This is a genomic window from Flavobacterium erigeronis, from assembly GCF_054075165.1.
This window is the reverse complement of sequence record NZ_JBSKGP010000005.1, coordinates 296,999-316,033: the sequence shown is the minus strand read 5'-3', so window position 1 is coordinate 316,033 and position 19,035 is coordinate 296,999. Positions and strand designations below refer to the sequence as shown.

Genomic DNA, 19,035 nt, shown 5'->3' with positions numbered 1-19,035 from the left:
GAATCTGATATTTCGCTCCGCTGGAGCTTTTTGTTTAGGGATATGATTTTTCTATAAATATTTCGCCTTTCCAAGGCTTAAAACTCCAGAGGAGTTAAATATTTATAGAAAAAAATAGCCAGCAAGAATTTGAGCCCCAGCGGGGCGACATATTATTTAAAAACAACAAAACATTTGCTCGAAGAATCTAAAGCTTAGAAACTTAGAACCTCAGCAACTTAGCACCTTTAAAAAAAAATGACTTTCAAAGAACAAATACAACAAGGAATACCTTCAATATTACCACCAAAGCAAGCATATGATCCGGCAATAAATCATGCTCCGAAAAGAAAAGAAATTCTTTCGGCTGAAGAAAAAAAACTGGCACTGAAAAATGCTTTGCGTTATTTCGATCCAAAACATCATGCCGAATTAATTCCTGAATTTTCAGAAGAATTAGAAACTTACGGGCGTATTTATATGTATCGTCTTCGTCCAGATTATAAAATGTACGCGAGACCAATCGATGAATATCCTGGAAAATCATTGCAGGCAAAAGCGATCATGCACATGATTCAGAACAATCTGGATTATGCCGTTGCGCAACATCCGCATGAATTAATTACGTATGGCGGAAATGGAGCGGTTTTCCAGAACTGGGCGCAATATTTATTGACGATGCAATATTTGTCTGAAATGACAGATGAGCAGACTTTAACGATGTACTCAGGTCATCCTATGGGATTATTCCCTTCGCATAAAGAAGCGCCGAGAGTAGTTGTAACTAACGGAATGGTAATCCCTAATTATTCTAAACCTGATGATTGGGAAAAAATGAACGCGTTAGGCGTTTCTCAATACGGACAAATGACAGCGGGAAGTTATATGTACATTGGCCCACAGGGAATTGTACACGGAACAACCATTACAGTTTTAAACGGTTTTAGAAAGATAAAACAAAATCCAGAAGGAAGTTTATTTGTAACTTCTGGTCTTGGCGGAATGTCGGGCGCGCAGCCAAAAGCTGGAAATATTGCAGGCTGTATCACGGTTTGTGCTGAGGTAAATCCGAAGATTACAAAAATTCGTCACGAACAAGGTTGGATTAATGAAGTGGTGACTTCTACCGAAGAATTGGTTGCGAGAGTACATTCGGCGAAAGCCAAAAAAGAAACGGTTTCTATTGCCTACTTAGGAAATGTGGTTGATGTTTGGGAATGTTTCGATAAAGAAAATATCAAAATTGATTTAGGATCAGACCAGACTTCATTGCATAATCCTTGGGCTGGCGGTTATTATCCAGTCGGAATTTCATTTGAAGATGCTAATAAGATGATGGCTGAAAATCCAGAACTATTCAAAGAAAAAGTTCAGGAATCTTTACGCCGACATGCAGATGCAATCAATAAACATACTGCAAAAGGAACATACTTCTTTGATTACGGAAATGCCTTTTTATTAGAAGCTTCACGCGCTGGAGCTGATGTTATGGCTCCAAATAATATCGATTTTAAATATCCAAGTTATGTTCAGGATATTATGGGTCCAATGTGTTTCGATTACGGATTTGGGCCTTTCCGCTGGGTTTGTACTTCTGGAAAACCTGAAGATTTATTAAGAACGGATGCCATTGCATGTGAAGTTTTAGAAGAAATGGCTAAAACGGCTCCAAATGAAATTCAGCAGCAAATGCAGGATAACATTAAATGGATTAAAGGTGCACAAGAAAACAAATTGGTAGTAGGTTCACAAGCTCGTATTCTTTATGCCGATGCAGAAGGTCGAATCAAGATTGCCGAAGCTTTTAATCAGGCGATTGCAAAAGGCGAAATTGGTGCTGTGGTTTTAGGACGCGATCATCATGATGTTTCGGGAACCGATTCTCCGTATAGAGAAACTTCAAATATATATGACGGATCTCGCTTTACGGCCGATATGGCGATTCATAATGTAATTGGAGACAGCTTTAGAGGAGCAACTTGGGTATCAATCCACAACGGCGGCGGAGTTGGCTGGGGAGAGGTTATAAATGGTGGCTTTGGTATGGTTCTTGATGGTTCTACTGAGGCTTCAAAGCGTTTAGCATCAATGCTTTTCTGGGATGTTAACAACGGAATTTCAAGAAGAAGCTGGGCTCGCAATGAAGGTGCTGTTTTTGCTATAAAACGTGCAATGGAAGTTGAGCCTTTATTAAAAGTGACTTTACCAAATCTAGTTGACGAAAGTTTGCTTTAACTAAAACTGAACATTTAATTTTTGAATATATGAAAACACTAAAGTTAATTCCGTTTTTACTGCTGCTGGTACTTACTTCATGCAGTACTGTGACTGTTTATTCTGATTATGACAAAACTGTCGATTTTGCACCTTATAAAACATACGCTTATTTTAAGCCCGGAATTGACAAGGTTGAAATATCAGATTTAGACAAAAGAAGAATTCTACGCGCTATTGATGACCAGATGCAGGCTAAAGGTTTTACCAAAAGCGAAAATCCAGATTTATTGATAAACATTTTCACAAAATCGAGAGAGCAGGTAGATGTAAACCAATTTAGTGCTGGCTGGGGTTACGGCTGGGGCTGGGGTTGGAATCCGTGGATGATGTACGGAGGAAACCAGACAACTGTTTCTACTTCTACAGAAGGAACTTTATACATTGATTTGATCGATGCTAAAAAGAAAGAAATGATCTGGCAAGGTGAAGGTGTTGGAACTTTGACAAGAAACATCGATAAAAAAGATGAAAGAATTGCTGAGTTTGTAGGCAAAATTTTGGCTCAATATCCGCCAGTAAAAAAATAATTATTTACATTTGCTTTTCAATCAGCTAGAAAAATGAAAAACTATACTAACATTATTATCGCTATTATTAGCATTATTGCAATTCAGCAGTAGTGGCGAGGTGTTATATAAGTATGTAAAATATAATGTATAGAAACCTCCCAATTGGGAGGTTTTTTATTTTTAATGATAAAAAGTTAGCCACGAATTCACGAATTTTTTTTGCTGTTTGACGAAAAAAAATATTCAACCACAAATTGCACAAATTTTCGCAGATTATTTTTCTGCAGATTTCCTTCTGAAGATGAAATCATAGAAATTCGTGAATTCGTGGCTAAAAAAAAATATTCACACAGATTAAAAAATCCTTGTAATCCTTTTAATCTGTGGCAAAAAAAACCTAAACACTATGAATTTATTTAACGAAGTATTAAACGCAAAAAAGCAGCTCGAGGATGTCGTTGCTGCCACTCCCCTGACTCAAAATTTAAATCTTTCAGACGAATTTGAATCTACTATTTTATTAAAAAGAGAAGATTTACAAATTGTTCGTTCGTATAAAATTCGGGGTGCGTACAATAAGATTTCTTCTTTAAATGAAAAAGAAAGCGCCAACGGAATTGTTTGCGCTAGCGCTGGAAATCACGCGCAAGGTGTTGCTTATTCCTGCAATCTTTTAAAGATTCCTGGTAAAATTTACATGCCAAAAATCACTCCAAAGCAAAAGGTAAAACAAGTACAGCTATTCGGAAAATCGTTTGTCGAAATTGTTTTAACAGGAGATACTTTTGATGATGCTTATGCTTCTGCAACAGCAGATGCCATCAAAAATCATAAAACCTTTATCCATCCTTTTGATGATGAAAAAGTAATTGCCGGGCAAGGAACTGTTGGATTAGAAATCTTAGAAAGTTTTAAAGAGCCAATCGATTATGTTTTTGTTCCCATCGGCGGCGGCGGGCTGGCATCTGGTTTGTCTGAAGTTTTCAGGCATTTAAGTCCGCATACCAAAATAATTGGGGTTGAACCCAAAGGAGCGCCTTCTATGAAAACTTCAATCGAAGAGAATAAAAATACCGCTTTAAAAACAATTGACAAATTTGTCGATGGCGCAGCGGTAAAACAAGTTGGCGATAAAACTTTTGAAATCTGCCGATACAATCTAGAAGATATTATTCTGGTTCCAGAAGGCAAAGTTTGCACTACCATTTTAAGACTGTATAATGAAGAAGCAATGGTTGTGGAACCTGCAGGCGCTTTGACAATTGCTGCTTTGGATTTTTATAAAGAAAAAATTAAAGGCAAAAATGTGGTTTGCATTGTCAGCGGAAGCAATAATGATATCGAAAGAACTGCCGAAATAAAAGAGCGTTCTTTGCTTTACGAAGGCTTGATGCATTATTTTATGATTCAGTTCCCGCAACGACCTGGAGCATTAAAAGAATTTGTCAATAATATTTTAGGTCCAGACGATGATATCACTTATTTTCAATTTGCTAAGAAAAACAGCCGCGAAGTAGGTTCTGTTGTGGTTGGTTTAGAATTGAAAAACAAAAATGATATTATGCCAATCAAACTGAAAATGACCGAAAATGGTTTTGAATTTCAGTACCTAAATGACAATCAGGATTTGTTTACACAATTGATTGGCTAAAATAAAAAACAAAGGCTGCCAGATGGGATGGCAGCCTTTTCAAATTCAATACAAATTACTAATTGAATTGTGGATGTAATTATTGCTTCAAGATCTTTTTCGAATAAGAACCTTTACTATCATTAACTTTTACAATGTAAACGCCTTTTGGCAATCTAGAAATTTCGATTTTAGCTTGATTTCCTTTTACAAAATTTACATTCTTCTTTAAAACTGGCTGTCCAGTGATATTGAAAATCTGAACATCAGCATCTCCTTCGTGATTGGTAGCAATTTTTAAAGCATCGTCTGCTTCATCGACAAAAACCGTCATATCATTTGAACTTGTATTCTCAACTGCAACAGTTTCTACTGCCAAAGCACTTTTTGCAGCCGAAGATTCAACTTGCACCAATTGCCACTGCTGATTTAAACCTCCAGTATAAGCCCAAACCTGAATGTTAGCGCCATTTGCTGTAGAAACATTCTCCACATCTAGCGATTTGCCGCTGTTTACATTTATAATTTTATAATATCCAGTACCAAGACTTGTTACCGTCCATTTAAATTCGTTTGAAGCTGAGAAGCTTTTCTGCTGTACTTTTAAGCCATCGCCAGTTCCATTATTTTCAACAGCCAAATACATTCCTGTTGATTTTACGATGATGTAATAATTGCCGCTTCCGTCAGAAACAAATTTCCAACGCTGGTTGCTTCCTCCTCCGTTTGTAATATCGTATTGCTGAATTCTGCTTCCGCTTGTTGTCGCATTATCTGCAACATCTAAACCTTTATTGCTGTTTCTAGAAATAATATTGTAATAACCTGGAAAACCTGTAGAGCCAGCCGTTACTGTAATCGCACTTGTAGCCGTTTTAGCTCCATCAACAGTTGTAGCCGTAATTGTAGCATTTCCTGCAGCAATTGCAGACACCAATCCGTTTGAATTTACTGTCGCAACTGAAGTATTGCTTGAACTCCAATTAACAGCTTTATTTGTGGCATTGCTTGGCGAAACAGTCGCGGTTAATTGCTGTGACTGCCCTGCCGCAATTGTCGCAGAGGTTGGGCTTACACTAACTCCTGTAACTGCTACCGGATTTGATACTCCCCAATTAAATGTCACCGCAGAAGAAGCTGGAACTGCATAGTTGAATGCTGACGATCCTGAAACCACTTTTATCGTATTGGATGATCCGCCTGAATTGTAAACTACCAATGCGGTAGACCCGTCGGGGTTTTTAAAACCGACAGAAAGAATGCTTCCGCTTGAGCTTGAAGCTGCAATTCGCACAGCACCTGGCTTAACAAATTTTGAAATTTGACCAATAATATAGTACGCCACATTTTTAGTATAACTGGTACTATTGTTTACGGTAATTGCTCCTAAACAAGTAGTGCAGCCTCCAGGTGTTCTCGGCCCCATACTTGGATTATTAGCAGCATTCCATTCTAAAACTGTTTTAGACCAGTTTGTTGTGCTTCCGATAACTACATTTTGCATGTGCCAACCAAAATCACCGCCAAAATTTCCTCCGGCACCCGTATATTGTTCTGTAAAATAAACGTTTTTATTAGTAGCATTTTTTACCGTTGACATTGCTGAAATGTTCCCTAAATACAAGTGAAATGCAGCGCCATCAACATAACTGCTGTTATTTAAAACATCAATTGGATAAGCTGTATTATCGCAGTTATGATCGAAAGCAATAATTTTTACATTTCCGAAACCAGCTGCCGCCATTTGAGGCCCTAATTGCTGATTGATAAAATTCTTTTGTTCTGTAGAATTCATCAGCATACTCGGCTCGTTGTGCGGATTTTCAGGTTCGTTTTGAGGAGTAATGGCCCAAATCGGAATTCCCTGTGCCTGCATTGCCTGAAGGTATTTTACAAAATATTTTGCATAAGCCGCATAATATTGTGTCTGCAGACTTCCTCCTATCCATGAACCATTCGTTTTCATCCATCTTGGCGCTGACCATGGTGTTGCTAGAATTTTAATGTTTGGATTTATCAGCTGGATTTTTTTAATGATCGGAATTAAATAGGTCAAATCTGGTCCATTTAAGCTAAAATTGTTCATATTTGTATCTCCAGAAGTTTCATTGTAACTGTAGGAAGAACTGCTTAAGTCTGAAGCGGCAATACTAATACGAACTACACTAGCGTTTAATCCAGTAGTAGGGTTGTATAAATCATTCAGTAATTGGTTTTGCTGAGTGGTGGCCATTCCAGCAATAACTTCGCAGCTTCCTTCGGTAAGGGTGTATCCGAAGCCGTCCATAGTTTGATAAGTAGTTCCTGCATTTACTGTTACAGTTGAAGGATTGGTTCCTGAATTGGTTCCGAAACTTACTGTTGACTGTTGTTGAAGCAGTTTACTTTGATCTCCTGAGGTTATCCAAGGAGTTACCGTCTGAGCATTTAAGCTGTTCATAAATAAAAGCGTACTGCAACATACAAGTTTCAACGCTTTACATACCCGATCTGTAGGTGTTTGAGTAGTTTTGTGCATTTTTTGTGGTTTTGGTTTGATAATTAGTTTTTTCTCATTTAATCCGTTTTATTTTACTAAAACATCACAATATTAAGAGTATTTTTGCAGCATTCTTATTTTTTAAACTTTACAAATACACATCAATTTAAAAAAATTGATATAACAAAAACTCATCGAATTGTTTTCCAAAATACTGTAAAACAATATTTTAAAATATAAAAAATCATAAAAAACTTACCGTTAAAAATCGCAATAACTCATCATAAAATAAAAAATCTATACAAATCCTTACAAATTGTCATTTTGCCAGCAATTAAAGGGTATATGACAATTATCAGTTAAGCAAAAGAAAGATAAACTGTATTTTTGCAGTTTACCTTAAATACAATAAAATGACAGCTTTAAAAGATATTTCTACTATAGAAGACATTCAGCAAATGGTAAACAGCTTTTATGCTAATGTTAGAAAAGACGATTTAATTGGTCCAATATTTAATGACAAACTGCAAGATCGTTGGGAGCCGCATTTACAAAAAATGTATGGTTTCTGGCAAACCATTTTGTTTGATGTTCGCGCTTATTCTGGAACTCCATTTCCGCCACACAAGCAATTGCCTGTAGACAAAACCCATTTTGACCGCTGGATTGCCATTTTTAATTCTACAATTGATGCCCAGTTTGCAGGGCCAATTACGGAAGAAGCCAAAATGCGCGCAACCAATATGGCTTTTATGTTTAGCCATAAAATTGAATATTTTAGAAATGCAGAGAACGAGCTTAGGAACTCAACAAAAAAATCTTAGAAATTTTCTTTCAAATAACAACCAGAGCTTTATATTTGAATAAATGAATTAACCCAAATCTATATTCTTTTATTTATGAAAAAAGTAATCCTACTTATTATTATCTGTTTCTCTTTTTTAAGTCAATCAAAAGCACAATCTCAAACTCCTGCCTCTAATCTATACAAAGGAACTTTTGACGGAAAAACTCCCATTACATTATATATTCAAACAAGTGAAAACCAATGTAATGCCGAACTGGATTATGCCTCAATGTATCGTTATAAATCAAACAAATGGATTCAGGTCTATATCACTCAAAATAAAAAGGTTGAAAATGAATTTGTTATGGTCGAACACGGTTTCAGCGGTGTTTTGATTTTAAAGAAGGTTGGCAATACTTTTTCCGGTCTATGGATTAGTCCCGACACCAAAAAACAGTTGAAAATTGAATTGAAAGAAGTTTCAATGACAAAAAAAGAGATTGAAAAATATACCAGCGAAATGGAAAGAGTAAGTTTTGACAATAACGATTGTTAAAAACACTTTTTTAGTAAAGCTTCAAAATCAATAAAACGCAACAAAACCCACTTTCGAATAAAAATTTTGTGATAGATGGTAAAAAATCGAGCTGTAAATTCGTAATTTTACAATCTAATCTACATCGTTTGCGAAATGAATCCAAATATTGAAACCAATCCGTTATTAGAGCGATTGCCTAAGCATTTAAAGCAATTTATTAAACCTCAAGATTATAGCGATTACACTCCTATCAATCAAGCGGTTTGGCGATATGTTATGCGTAAAAATGTAGATTATCTTTCTAAGGTTGCACATCATTCTTATTTGGAAGGTTTACGCAAAACAGGAATCGAAATTGATTCTATTCCGAGCATGTACGGCATGAACCGAATTCTGAGCGAAATAGGCTGGGCTGCGGTTGCCGTTGACGGATTTATTCCGCCAAATGCTTTTATGGAATTTCAAGCGTATAATGTTTTGGTGATTGCTTCAGACATTAGACAATTAGAACATATTGAATATACTCCAGCTCCAGATATTATTCACGAAGGTGCTGGCCACGCTCCTATTATTGCCAATCCTGAATATGCTGAATATTTGAGACGTTTTGGCGAAATTGGATGCAAAGCGATTTCTTCGGATAAAGATTATCAGATGTACGAAGCGATTCGTCTGCTTTCTATTCTAAAAGAAGCAGAAGATACGCCGCAGGAAAAAATCGACGAAGCTGAAAAAGCAGTTGCCGATTTGCAAAATGATATGGGCGAATTATCTGAAATGGCTCAAATTCGAAACCTGCATTGGTGGACAGTTGAATATGGATTGATTGGAACTGTTGAAAATCCGAAAATTTACGGTGCGGGATTGCTTTCTTCAATTGGCGAAAGCGCCCATTGCATGACCGATAATGTGAAGAAAATTCCTTATGATATTTCGGCAGCCAATCAGAATTTTGATATTACGCAATTACAGCCTCAGCTTTATGTAACTCCTACTTTTTCTCATTTGAGTTTGATTTTAGAAGAGTTTGCTAATAAAATGGCTTTGCGAACTGGGGGACTTTCTGGAATTCAGAAATTGATCCAATCAAATGCTTTAGGAACAATTGAATTGAGTACTGGTTTACAAATTTCAGGAGTTTTTACCAATGTAATTGAAGAAGATCATAAACCTGTTTATATTCAAACTACTGGAAAAACAGCACTTTCTTACCGCGAAAAAGAATTAGTCGGCCACGGAACTCTAACCCATCCACACGGATTTGGTAGTCCGATTGGGAAATTGAAAGGGTTTAATCTGGCAATTGAAGATATGAGTCCGAAGGATTTGCAAGCTTATAGCATTGTTGAAAATGAAACTGTAAAACTGGAATTTGAAGGCAATATTATAGTCGAAGGTGAAATCATTACGGGATCACGAAATTTACATGGAGAAATTATTCTAATCAGTTTTAGAAATTGTACTGTAACTCACGGCGAAACGATTTTGTTCCAACCAGAATGGGGCAACTATGATATGGCGATTGGTAAAAAAGTGATTTCTGCTTTTTCTGGTCCAGCTGATGTCAATAGTTTTGATTTAATTAATATCGTTCCTTCAACAAAAACAATCAAAGCAAAACATACGGATGAACGTGACGAATTGGAGATTTTATATGCTTCTGTTCGTACCATTCGTGAAAACAAAGAAAACAAAACGGAACTTCAAAATATCTTTAACAAATTAAAAGAAAATCATAAAAATGACTGGCTGCTTTCTGTCGAAATAGTTGAACTTCTAAGAGATTCTAATGAAACGGAATTATTACAAGAAGTATTAAATCATTTAGAGCAATTGAAAGCAAAACGTCGTGAAGTCGCTCACTTGATTTCTGGCGGTTTGGATTTGATTTTTTCTACTGCGAAAGTTTAAAGTTTTTTTGCCACGAAGGCACTAAGACGCGAAGTTTTTTTATTTCACGCAGATTTTTATTGATTTATGCTGATGTGTGCAGATTTTTTTTAATCTCGCAAAGTCGCGAAGTCGCAAAGTTTTTTATTTCACGCAGATTTTTATTGATTTAAGCTGATGTGTGCAGATTTTTTTAATCTCGCAAAGTCGCGAAGTCGCACAGTTTTTTATTTCACGCAGATTTTTATTGATTTATGCTGATGTGCGCAGATTTTTTTAATCTCGCAAAGTCGCGAAGTTGCAGAGTTTTCACTCAACGTTGTCATTTCTGATAAAAAACGAAAACTTTTATGAAATGGATATCCTAGCCCCGATAGAAGTGGAAATCCTTTTTTATTTTTTCTTTAAAAATAAAAAAGATTGTAACGTATAGCGGGATTAGCTCCTAAAAAAAACATTTTGCTTTATTATATAAATCGAAATGACAAGATTGAGAGAAAATCTTTGTAGCTCTGCTGCTTTGAACTTTTATCTTTTAAAAACAAAAACTTCGTGCCTTAACGTCTTCGTGGCAAAAGCCTACAATTTAAGATCTTCTGTAAATTCTTTTTCAGATTCGATAGTTTTTCCGTTGTATTGAAGTTTCCAACCCATTGAATTGGTTAGAATTAAAATCTTAGACAACTCGCTGATTAGTCGGTTTTGGGCATTCTTTTTAAGAGGTGAATTTTCGATTTTTTTTGCCAGATTAGCTTTTACCGATTTGTTGATTTTATTGTAATCGTCTCCCGTAAACGGATTCAGTTTGCTTTGTTCTACATCATAAAACTTAATATCGGGATTGATTTTAATTTCTTCTTTAGGAATATTTAAAATCGTGATGGTTTTGTTTTTCTCATCAATATCATATTTCATTTGATGCAAATCGTAAGCAACTGTAACATCGGCATTGACCACAATTAGCGCTTTCTTTTCAAAAGAAATCATATCTAGAAAGTACTTCTGCTGGTTTTTATACGTCACAACTTCAGAAAAATGACCTTCGGTAACTACTAGTTTTCCAACGTTAAGAATCTGCTGCTGAATCAAATTGGTATTGTATTCGATATCAGAATCGTCTTCTTTTTTGAATTGGCAATATTTAAAAGCCAGAACAATCAGTAAAACAATAACACCGACACCTATAATTCTCTTGATCAAGTTTTGCATTCTCTAAAATATTTTAGGCCAATTTAGTTATTTTTTAGTTTTTTTCGCCACGAAATTTTTTCTTTTTTCGCCACGAATTCACGAATTTTCGCTAATCTCTTTGAGATAAAATATCTTTCAATTTCACAAATTAAATTCGAGAAATAAAATTCTAGCACGTATTTAATTGTGTTAATTCGTAAATTCGTGGCGAAAAAAACCGCAAAAAGTTAGAACGGATATCCAATCGCGATGTTTAGAATCAGATTGTCTTTTCTCCAGGAACTGCTTCCAAAATCAATATCATCAATTACCCATCTTTGTCCGTCTGGCAAGGCTGGATTTCGAAGCGGAATGGCTAAATCGGTTCTTAAAACTAAAAACGACAAATCGAATCTTAAACCTACTCCCGCTCCTATGGCGATTTCTTTCATAAAATCTTTTGAGATTTCAGCGCCTGCTTTATCTGGATCGGCATGCAAAAGCCAAATATTTCCTGCATCAAAAAATACTGCTCCTCTTACAATGCTAAACAATTTAGCACGATATTCAGTATTGAATTCCAGCTTTAAATCGGCAGATTGATCGGGTGTATAATTAATATTTGTACTTTCTGGTATAACATAACTTCCAGGTCCCAATGTTCGTGCTCTAAAAGCTCGGATACTGTTGGTTCCTCCTACAACAAATTGTTTGGATGTTGGTAGCGTTCGGGAATTTCCGTATGCAAATCCAGCACCCACAATTAATCGACTGGCCAATTCACTTTCTTTCCCAAGCTTCATATAATGTCTAAAATCGGATCTTATTTTGACATATTGGCTAAATGGCACATCAAAAATTGTTTTTTGATTATTATTATAATCTGCTCCTGTGACCAAACCTGTAATATTTCCTGCTAAATCCAATTCGCCATTAAAATATATGGTATGCTTTCTTCTTTTCTGCATCGTATTGGTATACGTATAATTGTAAGTTGGGCCAAAAATCAATTGTTTTTCAATCACTTTTCCTAATGCTGGATCGTCATCAATATCTTGCTGATATTCTGGTGTCACATGATTTGGACTAACATAGGTCACATCGATTACATTCAATTGATGTTCTTTTCGAATGTTTTCTTTCCATAGATAACCAAACGAAGTATTAAAAGAATTCAACGCATAAAGCTGTGTTCTTTTTTGATATTCGTAACGAATTGTTGCTTTGGTTCTTGGCACATATTCGCTATTTCCCTCGATATTAAATGGCGTAATAAATCTTGGCCAAGTGAGGCTAACTTCAGCTCCAAGTTTATAAATGTTTTTTCCTTTATTTGGTCCTCCAAGCTGGAAATCGGCACCTCCAAAAACTGAAGCTGTAAACACTTCTGCTCCTTTCAGAAAGTTTCTATTATTCCAATTCAGGTTCACTTCCGTTCCCGTATAACTTGCCGAGTTTGTTTTTCCTAAAACCTCAACTCGAATGAATTTCTTTGGCAAAAGTGTTAGGAAATAATACGAATCTAAAGCATTATCAATACTGTCAGAAGGTTTAAATTCGTTTTTAACAAAGCTGAATGTTCCAAGATTGACGAAACGATTCAACGTTAGATTATGATCTTTTCTATTGTATAAATCGCCTTTTTTGAAATAAATGGTTCGATCAAAAACTCTTGGTTTGAAAGTATCTGCCGTATCAATTATCGTGAAATCTTTGTATTGTTTAATGTCTCTCTGCCTGTAGACCATACTATCGTTTGCCAGCGAATAATTTGGGTACACAAATATTTTATTGATTTTATAAGCTCTGAGCGCTTTTGCAGGCGTTTCATTTTTGATTACGATTTTAATCTTCACTTCATGATCGCCCTTACTACTGTCAACCTGCGCCAGAAGGTAATCTGGATTAAAATAATAATATCCTTTCTCTTTTAATCTCGCATCAATACGTTCTCTTTCGGCTTTTATTAGATCCAAATCATAAGGTTTTCCAACTTTTAAAAGACTTCTTCGGCTTGAACGACCAATTATTTTTGACATTTTAAGCGAATCATCTGGAAAAGTCAAGCTTTTGATAATGTATTGTTTTCTTGGCGTTACAACATATTCTGCGGTTGCTCTTTTGTTTCGAACGGTAGAATCGGCACTGACACGGGTTTTAAAATAGCCTTTGTTTTCAGCATAATTTCGTAAAACCGATGCATTATAATCTAAATCGACTTTACTGAAAAGCACTGGTTCTTCTCCCACTTTATTTTTAAGCCAATATCTAAATCCTTTGTCTTTTTTAGGCGTTCCTGCAATATTATAAAACCATAATTTTGGACGTAAACCTAAGAAGGTTTTATTTGGTTTTGGGCGCAATAAACCTTCCAATTCAGTCTCTAGTGCTTTTCTATCTTTCTTTTTAATGACCGAATCTTTGACTTTTACTGAACCTCCAACATATAAAAAGTCACCTTCTGGAAGATATTTTGTGTTGCTGCATCCTAAAACAAAAAACAAGGAAAACAGTGCCACACATTTTGTAAAATAGTTTGTTGTATGATTATGTTTTTTGCTCATTTCCTTCAATTTTGTTTTCTTCCTGATTTTCCTGCAGTTTCTCTTTTTCCTTTGCTTCCTTTTTTTTCTGCTTTTCTTTCTCTTTTCTTATTTTTTCTTCTTTAATCAATTCTTTCTCAGCCTCGGTACGGTGGAAAAGTTCTCTGAATTTATTGTAACTCATCGTGATAATAAAACCAACACCCGTTTCTACCACTTGCCCTTCAACGGCAACCTGATATTGGTTTTTTCTGTAGGCACGAACAACATAACGCCCGTCCTTGGTCAATTGATAATCTAGGGCAACGTCGCCGGCAATATTGGTACTTTCTTCATTGGCGCGCTCCTGTCCTTCAACACCAAAACTGCTTCCTACGGTTACTTTCAATCGGTCGTCTAATAATCGTTTCGAAACTTCCACATTCAGGTCGGTGCGGTTTTCCATAGTTCCCGTTGTATAATCTTCCGTAGATTCTAAATCAAAATTGACTTCAAAACCTGTAATAAGATCACTTGCCAAATTGTTTAATTGCTGCGAAAGTATTTTACTCACACTCTGTCTTGCCAACGTTTCTGCACTTGTACCGCCACTCTCGCTCGCAAACGGATTTTCGCCTACAAATCGGTTTAATAATAAAAGAGCAAAAACCTGTTTGTTTAATTCTGCTGGATCTTGTTCGAGCTGTTTTAACTTGGTTTGTGTAGCTGAAACAACGTCTGAAGAAACATTATAATTTCCATCTGGAAGTTCAATTCCAAAAGAAATTTCTGGTTTCATCAATTCGCCATTCATTTTTAATAAAGTATTAAATGGCAATTTTTGTTTATACGTATTTCGAATTGCAGGTTCCACACTCGCCAATTGATTTCCAAGCAAATCAATTGGAGCTGTTTCTACTTTATAGATTGCCGTAATATTGACATTGGCAAGTGTCGGTTCGCCATTCCAAGTAATATAACTGCCTTTTTGAAGATCGAATTTTCTTTTAATTCCATTAAAGTTCATTTCGTAAGCACCTTCATTGAACTCGTATTTCCCTGTCAAAGTAGTTTTACCCGACTGATCGATTCCTCCAACCAATTCTGCTTCACCTTTTAATCTTAGATAGTCACCATTTCCTTTATCGATAATCAAATTCAGTTCAGCTTCTTTGTTGATAGTAATGGCAACGTTCACGTTCATGCCTTTTAGCTCCGACTGATTCAGTTTGTTCTGCATTTCAACAGTTTGTTTCAGATACATATTATCTTCATCCACAAACTCTACAATTCCTTCACGATCTGCAATTGAAGGATCTGACTGAGGCAGCACCACTGTAAATTTGGTCTCTTTATTTATTTTAACTGTTCCGTCTACAACAGGACTGTCCAGATTACCTTTGATATTTAATTTTGTATCTAAAAATAAATCTCCATAGAACAAATCGTTGTCTTTTGCTTTAGAATTTATTGCTCTAAAATCGTCTGCTTGAACTAATAAATCAAAATTGTATGCTTTAAAATCAGTCGTTTTAATGTCTCCGTCTACAAATAATTCGTTGTCATTTTCATCTAAAAGCGAGAATTTATCAAAAGAAATAGTTCCGTTGTTAATGGCTATTTTTTCTTGTTTTACCTTGAAATAAGAATTCAGCTGAGTCACTCTAAAACCAGCATCATTAAAATTTAATTCTCCATTAACTTGAGGAGCTGACGTATTTCCTGTGACTTTAAAATTTCCAGACAAATAACCGGTTCCTTCTGTAATATTATCCATACTGAAACCTTGAATGCTTTTGATATTCAGTTTGTTTATCACTAAATCCAAATCAAAATTCCCTGCATCTAGCTGATAATCTCCCGTTAACTTCAAGTCATTTCCTTCGTCACTTAACGTTACATTTGCCGCAAGCGTATTGGCCGTTTTATTATCTACTTTTATTTCTAAATCACCAACTTTTGATCCTTTAAAAGTAAAATCATCAATTTTTAAATCTGAAGTAAAAGTAGGGCTCGTCATTACGTTTTCAACCACCGCGTTTCCATTCAGCATACCTTGCATTAGTAATTCGTCTTTTTTAACCATGTTCATAATGGTCTCAATTTTGAAGTTTACAAAATCGACTTGCAAAGGCGCGTTGTCCTGCGTTCCCTGAGACTGAATTTTTAACTCGTTTCCGTTATTATTCAAATTGAATTTATTGACATAAAGTCGTTTATCTCCAATTTCAATTGCGTTTTCTGGATCGACATTCCATTTGTCGTAATTTAGAATAAAGCTCTCAGGATTTAGTTTTACAATGTTTTTAGAATCTTCAGCTTTAAATTCACCCGCGATAAAATATTGCTGTTTTTGCTTGGCATCTTGAACTTCAAGCGCGTAGGTCAGAATATTATTCTGAACCTCTCCACTCAGACTTGTAAACGGAATTTTTAAAGAACCGCTTTCAATTGTAGCCACAGAAATAGAATATTCTAAAGCATTTTCTTTGGCTTCAATATTTATTTTTCCGTCAGAAATCGTGTTGCTGGCATAAACAATTCTCGGAATCGTTCCTTTTACTTCTAAAGAATCTGTCTGATTATTATATTTTCCACTAATCGTAAATGGTTCTAAACCTGTCAATTTCGGCAATAATTTAAAAAGGACTGGATCGTTGTCAACCTTGAGCATAAATGCCAATCTTTGTTCATCAGATTCTGCGTTGACTTTCGGGTTTTTCAAATCAATATATTTCGATAATGATTTTTGAATGGAATTGGCCAAAGTCGTCAATTTATATTTTCCAACCACTTCTGCTTTTAGAAACTGAGACGAAATTTTTATCGAATTGCTGTCTTTATCCGCGAAAGCAAAAACACGAATAGAATCTAAGACAATTGGTTCGGCAGCTTGCAGAATCTGAATATTAGATAGAAACACTTTTCCGTTTAAGAAATCAGGATTGCTATTGGTGATATCAGCATCAACATTTCCGCGAAGTTTCATTGGGCCGGCATGCAGATTCAGTTTTTCCAAATCGGCAATATCCAGATTCAGTTTTAATTTTACAGTCGGATATTTCTCTTTTGTGTCTCCGCTAGCTGTTAATTCAAAATTTAAGTTCGGATCTTTCATTCCCGATTTTACTGCAAAAGAACCATTTTCGATATTTCCTTTTAAAGCTAAATCTTTATAAGTGTATCGATTAAAAACCGCTTTCTGTACCAAACCATCAATCGCTGCATTTGCGGTTTTTGGATCTAAACCATTTCCTTTAACTTTCGCTTTAAGCGTAATTTTCCCTATTGAATCGTTTTTTATTAATCGCCCTAAATCAAATTCTTGCAGTGAAACTGTTGCATCGTATTTTTCTTTTTTCTTGATTCGCTGATCAAACAAAGCATCCACTTTTGCATTACCGAAACTGCTGTTTAAAGCTAGATTGGTTTTAAAATTCTGTACCGAACCTTTAAATTTTCCTTGAAGATTTAACTGCGAAGGCAATTGAATGTTTTTCGGAATTGTTCCCGCTGGCACAAACATATTAATGTCTTTTGAAGTACTAGAAATCTTCTTGATATTCAAATCATAAAAGGCTTTTTGAGCATCAGGAAGTCCGGCAATTTTCCCCGAAAGGGAAACTTTTGTAGTACCGATTCCGCTCATTTCGAATTTCGAAATATCCAAATTATTTACTTTTCCACTTACACGACTATCCACATACAGAATCGCATTTGGATTGCTTTTAAACGGATTCTGTTTTTGCAAATCTGGAACAAAAAGCAAAATATCTTTGAAACCGATTTTTGACTGTTTTAGATTCGCATCAATGGCAAGATTCCCCAAATCTTTCTGAAGCGATGCAATTGATTTGTATTGCGCCTTAACTTTATCTTGTACAAGCGTTTGTGGCGTTTTTAAATACAAATTCTCCAGCGAAGCATTTTTAGGTCCGTAAAAGAAATTGGTTTTTAAAGCTTGAATCTGCAAACCGCTTTTTTCGTTAGCGGTTAAGGCTTTGATATTTCCAGAAATTGTATCATTTCCGTAATATAATTTCTCTGCTTCGAAGTTGAATTTACTCAAATCCATATGCGCATAATCAATCCCTTTTGAAACAGGTTTCGATTGCATGTCATCAAATTTGAAAGCAATATTTTCTAAATCAACTTGGTTTAATTTTACTTTCCAGCCCGCTTGTTTTATGGCTGTTGTGTCGAGGTTTGGTGCTTCGATTTGCTTATCTTTTGCACCCAAACGTAGATTTCCTTTAAGATTTTTAACTTCAAAAGTATCAAAATCCAAAAGCTGTTTTGTAAGATCGATTTCATTTACTGTTAAATTTAAGTTTCCTAATTTTATTCCAGAATCTAATCTGGAATCTTTATTATCATAAGCTATATCAATTTTCGACAAGGCAATTTTGTCTAGTTTTAATTTAAAATCTGGGCGTTTTGAAACGGTATCTACTGTTTGAATTGAAACTTCTGCAATTTTCTCAACAACATCTTGGTTTAAAATAACTTTCAGTCCATTCAAGTTGATATTCGGGATATTAAAATCCATTTTATCCAAATCGAATTTCTTGAATTTGGTGTCAAAATGGGTCAAGTTTACTCGAATGTCGTTTTTAGAATAATCATCTTTGAAATTAAATTTAACCTGATCGAGATTTACTTTTACCACCGATATTTTAAATGGTTTTGCATCAGGATCTTCTACTTTTGGTTCTTTAGATTCGAATGCTTTTATGATATAATCGAAATTGAAAACGCCGTCTTTGTTTCTAGAAATATTGGCTTTTACATTTTCTAGCGAAACCGAATTAATTTCCAATTCGCTGCTCACCAATTTAAAAAGGTCAACATCAACTTCTAATCGTTTACCTGCCAGCAAAGTATCTTTTTTTTGATCTTCAAAATAGAAACCTTCTAGCACTACATCTTTCGGAAATTTAATCAAGATTTTATCCAAAGAAACTTTTGTTTTTATCTTGCCTTGAAGATACGTTATGGCTTTGTCCTTAACGAAGTTTTGAACAGAAGGAACCTGAATTAAAATGATGAGAAGTAATAATAATGTAACCACAGAACCCACACACCAAAGCAGTATACGAAGTGTTTTTTTTAAATAATGAATGGTTTTCTTATTCATACGTCAATAAAATCGTTTAAGATTAAATTGCTTCTGGAAAAAGCAGGGTTACACATCTTACAAAAATGTAAAATTTAAACCTTAACAATTTACATAATTATGAGGAATTATTCTAAA

General features: G+C 35.2%; 10 protein-coding genes. 6 read left to right on the top strand and 4 right to left on the bottom strand.

From position 1 onward, the window contains the following. Window positions 1-237: 237 nt before the first annotated feature. The 3 genes from ACWA1F_RS12275 (at window position 238) to ilvA (ending at window position 4,416) form a co-directional block, all read left to right on the top strand. Window positions 238-2,214: a urocanate hydratase gene (locus ACWA1F_RS12275; RefSeq protein WP_456893980.1), complete on the top strand. Its 1,977-nt coding sequence runs from the start codon at window positions 238-240 to the stop codon at window positions 2,212-2,214. Between the two features lie 29 nt (window positions 2,215-2,243). Continuing rightward, the gene (locus ACWA1F_RS12270) at window positions 2,244-2,783 is read left to right on the top strand and encodes a DUF4136 domain-containing protein (protein WP_456893979.1); all 540 of its coding nucleotides are present in this window, start codon (window positions 2,244-2,246) and stop codon (window positions 2,781-2,783) included. A 388-nt stretch (window positions 2,784-3,171) separates the two neighbouring features. Further along, window positions 3,172-4,416 (top strand): threonine ammonia-lyase IlvA, encoded by a 1,245-nt coding sequence (gene ilvA, locus ACWA1F_RS12265; RefSeq protein WP_456893978.1) that lies wholly within the window; start codon window positions 3,172-3,174, stop codon window positions 4,414-4,416. Between the two features lie 79 nt (window positions 4,417-4,495). On the opposite strand, the gene ACWA1F_RS12260 is transcribed toward ilvA, so the two are convergent. After that, window positions 4,496-6,913: an RICIN domain-containing protein gene (locus ACWA1F_RS12260; protein ID WP_456893977.1), complete on the bottom strand. Its 2,418-nt coding sequence runs from the start codon at window positions 6,911-6,913 to the stop codon at window positions 4,496-4,498. Between the two features lie 374 nt (window positions 6,914-7,287). On the opposite strand from ACWA1F_RS12260, the gene ACWA1F_RS12255 reads away from it, so the two are divergent. The 3 genes from ACWA1F_RS12255 to ACWA1F_RS12245 all read left to right on the top strand — a co-directional run bounded on the left by ACWA1F_RS12255 (window position 7,288) and on the right by ACWA1F_RS12245 (window position 10,110). Then, window positions 7,288-7,698 carry a group III truncated hemoglobin gene (locus ACWA1F_RS12255; protein ID WP_306158515.1) on the top strand — a complete coding sequence of 137 codons (411 nt, stop codon included), beginning with the start codon at window positions 7,288-7,290 and terminating at the stop codon, window positions 7,696-7,698. Between the two features lie 75 nt (window positions 7,699-7,773). After that, window positions 7,774-8,217: a hypothetical protein gene (locus ACWA1F_RS12250; RefSeq protein ID WP_456893976.1), complete on the top strand. Its 444-nt coding sequence runs from the start codon at window positions 7,774-7,776 to the stop codon at window positions 8,215-8,217. A 135-nt stretch (window positions 8,218-8,352) separates the two neighbouring features. After that, entirely contained in the window at window positions 8,353-10,110 is a 1,758-nt protein-coding gene (locus ACWA1F_RS12245; RefSeq protein WP_456893975.1) for an aromatic amino acid hydroxylase, read from the top strand. Between the two features lie 558 nt (window positions 10,111-10,668). Here ACWA1F_RS12245 and ACWA1F_RS12240 read toward each other — a convergent pair. From ACWA1F_RS12240 to ACWA1F_RS12230, 3 genes are all read right to left on the bottom strand, one after another. Then, window positions 10,669-11,298 (bottom strand): DUF4230 domain-containing protein, encoded by a 630-nt coding sequence (locus ACWA1F_RS12240; protein WP_456893974.1) that lies wholly within the window; start codon window positions 11,296-11,298, stop codon window positions 10,669-10,671. Window positions 11,299-11,507: 209 nt separating this feature from the next. Then, window positions 11,508-13,823, bottom strand: coding sequence for a translocation and assembly module lipoprotein TamL (gene tamL / locus ACWA1F_RS12235; RefSeq protein WP_456893973.1), 2,316 nt, complete (start codon window positions 13,821-13,823; stop codon window positions 11,508-11,510). Next, window positions 13,807-18,918: a translocation/assembly module TamB domain-containing protein gene (locus ACWA1F_RS12230; protein ID WP_456893972.1), complete on the bottom strand. Its 5,112-nt coding sequence runs from the start codon at window positions 18,916-18,918 to the stop codon at window positions 13,807-13,809. The genes tamL and ACWA1F_RS12230 overlap by 17 nt, the downstream gene beginning before the upstream one ends. Window positions 18,919-19,035: the final 117 nt, after the last annotated feature.